The sequence below is a fragment of the Rhodococcus sp. ENV425 genome (assembly GCF_002887785.1).
Lineage (GTDB): Bacteria > Actinomycetota > Actinomycetes > Mycobacteriales > Mycobacteriaceae > Rhodococcus > Rhodococcus aetherivorans.
The window spans coordinates 1-1,178 of record NZ_PCZU01000224.1 but is presented as its reverse complement, the minus strand read 5'-3'; the positions used below and the strand labels follow the sequence as shown (position 1 = coordinate 1,178).

Sequence of the window (1,178 nt, the reverse complement as noted above, 5' to 3'; positions counted from 1 at the left end):
GACGGTGTCGGCGTCGAACAGGTCGGTGGCGTAGGTGAGGGTGGCGTCCAGCCCGGCGGGCCGGCCGTCGTCGCCGGTGTGTTCGCGCAGCTCGAGCCCGAGGTCGAACTGCGAGGAGCCACGCTCGACGTCCTCGACGGCGATCTCGAGCCCGTCGATCTCGAGGGTGGGTGCCGCGAAGTCGGCCAGCGCGAGGGAGACCTGGAACAGCGGGTGGTGCGCGGTGGACCGGGCCGGGCGCACCGCCTCGACCACCTGATCGAAGGCGACGTCGGCGTGGGCGAACGCGGCCAGGTCGGCCTCGCGCACCTGCGCCACCAGGTCGGCGAACGTGGCGTCGGGCCGCACCGCGGTGCGCAGGACCACGGTGTTGACGAACATCCCGACCAGGTCGTCGAGTTCGGCGGCGCCGCGGCCGGCCACCGCGGTGCCCACCGCGATGTCGTCGCCGGCGCCGAGACGGGACAGCAGCGCGACGAGCGCGGCGTGCAGGGTCATGAACACGGTGGCGTTCTCGGCGCGGGCGAGGCGGCGCAGCGCGGCGTGGACGCCGGCGTCCACGGTGAAGGCGACGTCGGCGCTCGCGCCGGACTGCACCGCGGGTCCGGGCCGGTCGGTGGGCAGGACGACCCGATCCGGCAGGCCGGCCAGGGTGCGGGTCCAGAAGTCCAGTTGCCGGGCGGTGGTCGAGTCGGGGTCGTCGGGCTCGCCGAGCACCTCGCGTTGCCACAGCGTGTAGTCGGCGTACTGCACCGGCAGCGGCGCCCACGCCGGGGCCGCACCCGCGGTGCGGGCGGCGTACGCGGCGATCAGGTCCCGGGCCAGCGGCGCCACCGACACCCCGTCCGCGGCAATGTGGTGCAGCACCAGCACCAGCACGTGCTCCTCCGCGCCCAGACGCAGCACCCGGGCCCGCACCGGCAGGTCCACGGTCAGGTCGAAGCCGGCCCCGGCGAAGCCCGCCACGGCGGCATGCACGGCGTCCGCGGGGACGTCGACAAAGTCCGGACCGGTGGGCGCCGCGTCGACGATCACCTGGCGGGGGCCCTCCGCGTCGGCGGGGAACACGGTGCGCAGGCTCTCGTGCCGGGCGGTCAGGTCGCCGAAGGCGGCGGCGAGCGGGGCGATGTCGAGCCGGCCCCGCAGGCGCAGCGCCACCGGGATGTTGTAGACGCCGG

General features: G+C 75.7%; 1 protein-coding gene. It reads right to left on the bottom strand.

Annotated elements, in window-relative coordinates; genetic code table 11:
* A partial coding sequence (locus CQZ88_RS19605) for a condensation domain-containing protein (protein ID WP_258008689.1) occupies window positions 1-1,178 on the bottom strand: 1,178 nt, incomplete at both ends.